Source organism: Marinitoga hydrogenitolerans DSM 16785, from assembly GCF_900129175.1.
In the GTDB taxonomy this organism is placed as follows: domain Bacteria; phylum Thermotogota; class Thermotogae; order Petrotogales; family Petrotogaceae; genus Marinitoga; species Marinitoga hydrogenitolerans.
Window position 1 is genome coordinate 1 of the sequence record NZ_FQUI01000063.1, and the last position, 6922, is coordinate 6922.

The following is a 6922-nucleotide window of genomic DNA, read 5'->3' on the forward strand; positions in this document are numbered from 1 at the left end:
TGAGTGATTACAAAAAAGTACAGAATTTATTCAGTCTTGGTGAATTGCTTGGTGTAAAAATAGAAAAAGAAGAAACCAAAGAAGAAAGAGAAAAAACAACATCAAAAAGAATAATAGGAGAACTATTAAATGAAATATTACTAACAGGTAAAACAGAGCTAACAGAACTAACAACAATGTTCAATCCAGGAAAAAGGATAGAAATAAAAGATATAAAATCGTTATTATTCTATCTAGGATTCATGACATTTGAAAAAAAAGGCATAATAACATATCTAAAAATACCAAATTACTCAATGAAAAAAATATTCTCAGAATATTTTACAGAATACATAGAAGAAAAACTAACAGAATATATAGACCCGGAACCAATAGAAATAGCAGTAAGAAAAATACTATCAGATGGAGAAATAAAAAGCTTTGCCAAAGAAATAGAAAACCTATTGAGCAAAATGGACAATAGAATATTCATGGGATTAGACGAAAAATACATAAAAGCAATAATGTATAGTTATCTAATACTAACGCCATATGCAATGGTAAAAATGGAATATCCAGTAGAAAATGGATATATAGATATAGCAATGTTCAAAAGATATGAGGAAGTACCATATGAAGCGATAATAGAAGTAAAATATATAAAACAAAAAGAATACACAGAAGAAAAATTAAAAAGGAAAATAAAAGAAGCAAAAGAACAAATAGAAAAATACAAGAAATCATATGAATTAAACTCAAAAAATGAAACAATGAAAAAGTATATAATTATTTTTGTGGGTAAGGAAGCGAAATATGTTGAGGAAGTAAAATAAGTTCTATAATAGAACTGTTTTTATAAAAAATAGTTCTATAAAAAAACGGAATATATAAAATTAGCATAAAAAGTGTTGTATTAGAACGATTTATGGTATAATATATGTGATAATACAACAAGATAATTTGTTTCTGAAGGTGGTTAAAAAATGAAAATAGAGGACATTCTTGAAAGATTGGAGTTAAAAACAGAAAGGCTTTTGACAGCTTTGCCAGAAAAAAAAAGACTTTATTTTCAAAATTTAGATAAATATGATAATAGAGGGATGTTATTTTATGGACCACGCGGTGTTGGAAAAACAACGTATTTATTAACAAAAATAAGAAAAAATAATTTATTTTATGTTTCAGGGGATGATCCTTTAATTTCTTCAATCTCTTTTTATGATTTGGCAGAAAAAGTTTTTTTAAATGGATATAGCGGAATAATTATAGATGAAGTTCATTATATAAATAAATGGAGCATATATATAAAATCACTATATGATTCCTATCCGAATAAAAAATTTTGGATAAGCGATAGCAGTAGTGTTATTTTAAGAACAGGTATAAGTGATCTTTCAAGACGTTTTATTAAAGTAAGGATTCCCTTGCTTTCTTTTAGAGAATATATTCATTTAGTAACGGGGTTAGAAGTTGAACCAATAAAAAATCCGTTTAATTTTAATAAAAACGAGTTTTTGAGTAAAATAAAAGATTTGGAAATTTTGAAATTATTCAAAGATTATGCAATATCAGGAACAAGACCATTTTTTCTTGAAGGAAATTTTTCTGAAAAAATGAAAAATATATTAGAAAAAACCATATATAGCGATATCCCATTTTTTTTAAAGTCAACAAATGAAAATCATTTAAGATTGATGAAAGCAATAATTGGTTATTTGATATATTCAAAAATTCCAACAATTAATGTTGAAAAGATGTGCAAAGAATGGGGTATAAGTAAAAATAAATTATATGATTTATTAAATGTTATGTCAGAATCAGAATTAATAAATATTGTACTAAAAGAGAGAGATTTTAATGCAAATACAAAAGGGAAAAAAATATTTCTTTCAGATCCAGCGTATTATTATATTTTCAATGGTGAAATTGGCAATTTTAGAGAAGCCTACACTGTTTTTGCTTTAAAAGAAAAGGGAGAAATATTTGCATTAAGAAATGAAGAAGACGGCGATTTTATTTGGAATGGGATAAAAATAGAAGTTGGTGGGAAAAATAAAAAAATTAAAAAATCAGATTTTGTTATACGTGATGATATAGATTTGCCAATAAAAAATAAAGTCCCATTGTGGATCTTGGGATTTCTATGGTGATTAAAAGAAGATTTCGGAGGTGTGTTTATGAGAAAAAAAATACCATATGGAGAACAAAATTTTGAAAGGGTAATAATGCAAAACTATTATTACATAGATAGAACACAATATATAGAAAAATTAGAATTACTAAATGAAAAAAATATAGTATTTTTAAGACCAAGGAAATTTGGAAAAACATTGTTTTTAGACACACTCTCCAAATATTATGATATTAATTATGCAGAAAAATTTGAAAAATTATTTAAAGACTTATACATAGGAAAAAATCCAACACCATTAAAAAACAGTTATTATATTTTAAAAATGAATTTTTCTGGAATACAAACAGAAAATAAAGAAAAATTAATAAACAGTTTTAAAAATAATGTAATATCTTCACTGGATGATTTCAATAACAGATACAAAACAAAACTAAAAATAGAAAAAGAATATACAGAACCAGCAGATATAATAAGGGCATTCTTAACAGATGCAAAAGACATATTAAACAAACCAATATATTTACTAATAGACGAATACGATCATTTTGCAAATGAACTATTGAGTTTTAATCTTGAATTATTCAAAGATAGCGTAACAAAACATGGGTTTGTAAGGAAATTCTATGAAGAAATAAAAAAAGGAACAGAAACAATAATAGAAAGACTGTTTATGACAGGTGTGAGTCCAATAATGTTAGACTCATTAACCAGTGGATTTAACATAACTAAAAACAAAACCATAGACATAAAATTCAACGAGATGCTTGGATTCAAAGAAGAAGAAGTAAAAGAATTACTAGAATATTATGACATATATTCAGAAGAACTATTAAAAGAAATGCAAGAAAATTATAATGGATATATATTCAACATAAATGCAAAAGAAAAAGTATATAATCCTGATATGGTTTTTTATTTTATAACAGAATATTTTTCAGAAAAAAGACCACCAGAAAAAATAATAGATGACAATATAATGAGTGATTACAAAAAAGTACAGAATTTATTCAGTCTTGGTGAATTACTTGGTGTAAAAATAGAAAAAGAAAATCAAAAAGAATTAACAGAAAAAGAAAAGCAAGAAGCAAAAGAAAGTCCAAAAAAAATAATAGGGAAATTATTAAACGAAATACTATTAACAGGAAGAACAATATTACCAGAACTCACAACAATGTTCAACCCAGGAAAAAGGATAGAAATAAAAGATATAAAATCACTATTATTCTATCTAGGGATTATGACATTTGAAAAAGAAGGATTAAGAACATATCTAAAAATACCAAATTACTCAATGAAAAAAATATTCTCAGAATACTTCACAGAATACTTAGAAGAAAGGCTAACAGAATATATAGACACAGACGAAATAGAAAATGCAATAATAACAATATTAGAAGATGGAAAAATAGAACCATTTGCCAAAGAAATAGAAAACTTATTAAGTAAAATGGACAACAGAATATTCATGGGATTAGACGAAAAATACATAAAAGCAATAATGTATAGTTATCTAATATTAACGCCATACGCAATGGTAAAAATGGAATATCCAGTCGAAAACGGATATATAGATATAGCAATGTTCAAAAGATACGAAGAAGTACCATATGAAGCAATAATAGAAGTAAAATACATAAAACAAAAAGAATACACAGAAGAAAAATTAAAAAGGAAAATAAAAGAAGCAAAAGAACAAATAGAAAAATACAAGAAATCATATGAATTAAATTCTAAAAATGAAACAATGAAAAAGTTTATAATTGTTTTTGTTGGAAAAGAGGCAAAATATGTTGAGGAAGTAAAAGAGGTGAATACAGTTAATAAAAGAGATAAATAAGGGGTTTTAATTATGGAAATAGAAAGAAAAGAAATAAATAAATTTGATGAAATTCTTATTGAATTCCTCGAAGAATTAGATGATGTAAAAGATGAAACTAAAAAACAATATACTAAATCTATAAAATATTTTTTAAATTATTTAAAAAAACATAATGTCTCGAAACCTACTCCTAAAACGGTAAAAATGTGGAAAACATATCTTTTAAAAGAAAAAAGCCCATATACAGTAAACCTATACCTTTCAGGTATAAGGCGTTTTTTTTCATTTCTTGAAGATAAAGGATTATATAAAAATATAGCTAAAAATGTAAAAGGAGCAAAAAGACCATTTGGTCATCAAAAGGATATATTAACAGATGAAGAGATTAGAGAAATATTCGGTGCAATAGATACATCAGATTTAGCTGGAAAGAGAAATATGGCGATAATAAAAACATTAGCATATACGGGACTTAGAACATACTCTTTAATAAACATAAAAATTAAAGATATAATAAAAAGGAATAAAAAGGTTTTACTTCATTATAAATCAAAAGGACATGTTGGAAAGGATTCGATAATTTCATTGCATAAGGATGTATATGAATCAATAAATGAATATTTAAAAGAAAGAAGTAAAATAAAAAAATATAAACCAACAGATCCGTTATTTATATCATTATCAAAAAATTCATATGGGAAAGCATTAACAGAAAGAGCAATACAGCTGATTATAGATAGATATTTCAATGAATTGGGATTAAAAGAATTTAGAGGGGGTAAAAAACTCTCAGCGCATTCATTTAGACATACAGTAATAACAAAAATAGCTTTAAAACACGGAATAGAAACAGCAAAACAAATTGCTGGGCATAAAAATATAGCAACGACGCAAATATATTATCATGAAGCAACATCAGCATCTCTCGATGCCGATGAGCTTATAGATTTTAATGAATAATAATCATTATTAAAATATTACTTTTAAAACTGGATATTTTTCTGTTTCAGAAGGAGCATCTGCCAAGGAAGAAAAATCTGAAATTGAAGAGCTCCATTTAAAGGTGGTATCTAATTTTTCAAAATTATCAGCATTGCTTATTTCTTTATCATAATAAACATAAGCAACATTTGAATCAAAGTTAAAGTTGATGTTTTCAACGGTGTTTTCAAGATAGTTATTTACAATTAAAGAATTAATATCAGTTGGAAAATCATTTTCATTGTAATAATATTGAATAATAGAATTTTCCAATACCTTCATATCGTTTATAATTTTCATGGATTTAGCTTTTGTGATAACATTATTCACCATAGGTACTGCAAATGTTCCTAAAATGGCAATAATGGCTAATACAATTAAAACTTCGTATAACGAAAAACCTCCCTTATGTTTCAGTGACATCCCCCGACTCCTCCTTTTGTTAATTTTTTTAATAAAACAATGATATTATATCATAAAACAAGAAAAATAACAACAAAAATTCTAAAAAAATTTTAATTTTTAATATATAAAATTAAAATAATATTATGTTATAATAACTTAGAATAGAAAAGAAATATTGGAGGTGGAGTTGTGGCGATATTAATAACAGGTGGAGCAGGTTATATAGGTTCTCATGCATGTGTTGAGTTTTTAAATGCAGGATATGAAATTGTTGTTTTAGATAATTTTTCTAATAGCAAACCAGAGGTTTTAAATAGAATAAAAGAAATAACAGGTAAAGATTTTAAATTTTATGAAGTTGATTTATTAAACAAAAAAGGCGTAGAAAAAATATTTGATGAGAATAAAATAGAAGCGGTAATACATTTTGCTGGTTTAAAAGCTGTTGGTGAATCTGTAGCAATACCTTTGAAATATTATCATAACAACATAACTGGAACTTTAAACCTATTGGAAATAATGAAGGAAAAAAATGTAAAAAAAATAGTTTTCAGTTCTTCAGCAACAGTATATGGGAATCCTGAAAAAGTTCCAATAACAGAAGATGCACCATTGTCAGCAACAAATCCATATGGAAGAACAAAGTTATTCATAGAAGAGATATTAAAAGATTTATATATTTCTGATAATGAATGGAGTATAGCTTTGCTCAGATATTTTAATCCTATAGGGGCACATGAATCAGGAAGAATTGGCGAAGATCCAAATGGTATTCCAAATAATTTAATGCCATATATTACACAGGTAGCTGTAGGAAAAAGAGAAAAATTATATGTATTTGGAGATGATTATAATACGCATGATGGAACGGGTGTGAGGGATTATATTCATGTTGTTGATTTGGTTATAGGACATATAAAGGCATTGGAAAAAATAATGAATGAAGTAGGTGTAAAAGTATATAATCTTGGCACCGGTGTAGGATATAGCGTTTTGGATGTAGTGAAAGCATTTGAAGAAGCAAATAATATAACAATACCTTATGAAATAACAAATAGAAGACCTGGTGATGTAGATAAAATATATGCAGATCCAACAAAGGCTTTAAAAGAATTAGGCTGGAAAGCAGAGAGAAATATAGTGGATATGTGTAGAGATTCATGGAACTGGCAAAAGAATAATCCTAATGGGTATGATTAATGAGAACCATCTGGTTCTCATTTTTTTGCTAAATTTAACAAATTCTTATTTTATTCCTGACTTTGACAGTTGTTTTTTTTAGAAAAAGAGATAACGCTGAAATATAGCGAAAAATATCGATTGTTAACTTTTTATTAAAAGCAAAAGTGTCACCACACCCCCTAAATTTTATATTTTTCTTTAAATTCATTATAAGGTGTTATTATTTTTGGCAATGGGATATTTAATACTTTTAATATCTTTTGTCCTAACTTATTTATTTTTGTTCGGACTATTAAATGTTGTTTTGCTGTTTTAAATTCTATGTATTCCATATTTTTCAAAGCTGTTCTTATTTTATCATGAGAATATTCTATGTTGTTTTTTTCTAATTCTAATTCAAGTGTTCTTTGTATTATGTAAGA

6 protein-coding genes and 1 pseudogene are annotated in these 6922 nt (G+C 26.1%); 5 read left to right on the forward strand and 2 right to left on the reverse strand.

All coding sequences use genetic code 11. From position 1 onward, the window contains the following. The 4 genes from BUA62_RS10860 to BUA62_RS10875 form a co-directional block, all read left to right on the forward strand. Nucleotides 1-812 (forward strand): PD-(D/E)XK nuclease domain-containing protein (locus tag BUA62_RS10860; protein WP_200782453.1); only part of this gene is annotated, 812 nt, incomplete at its 5' end. Nucleotides 813-962: 150 nt separating this feature from the next. Further along, nucleotides 963-2129, forward strand: coding sequence for an ATP-binding protein (locus tag BUA62_RS10865; protein ID WP_072866065.1), 1167 nt, complete (start codon nucleotides 963-965; stop codon nucleotides 2127-2129). Nucleotides 2130-2156: 27 nt separating this feature from the next. Next, nucleotides 2157-3950, forward strand: coding sequence for an AAA family ATPase (locus BUA62_RS10870; protein ID WP_072866066.1), 1794 nt, complete (start codon nucleotides 2157-2159; stop codon nucleotides 3948-3950). Between the two features lie 12 nt (nucleotides 3951-3962). Next, nucleotides 3963-4892 carry a tyrosine-type recombinase/integrase gene (locus BUA62_RS10875; RefSeq protein WP_072866067.1) on the forward strand — a complete coding sequence of 310 codons (930 nt, stop codon included), beginning with the start codon at nucleotides 3963-3965 and terminating at the stop codon, nucleotides 4890-4892. 9 nt (nucleotides 4893-4901) lie between these two features. On the opposite strand, the gene BUA62_RS10880 is transcribed toward BUA62_RS10875, so the two are convergent. Then, nucleotides 4902-5336, reverse strand: coding sequence for a type II secretion system protein (locus BUA62_RS10880; RefSeq protein ID WP_072866068.1), 435 nt, complete (start codon nucleotides 5334-5336; stop codon nucleotides 4902-4904). Between the two features lie 171 nt (nucleotides 5337-5507). Between BUA62_RS10880 and galE the strand changes: the two genes are divergently transcribed. Then, on the forward strand, nucleotides 5508-6518 hold the full coding sequence (gene galE, locus BUA62_RS10885; RefSeq protein WP_072866069.1) for a UDP-glucose 4-epimerase GalE: 1011 nt from the start codon (nucleotides 5508-5510) through the stop codon (nucleotides 6516-6518). A gap of 161 nt (nucleotides 6519-6679) precedes the next feature. Here galE and BUA62_RS11610 read toward each other — a convergent pair. Next, nucleotides 6680-6922, reverse strand: a pseudogene (locus BUA62_RS11610) (IS1634 family transposase); the annotation flags it as partial.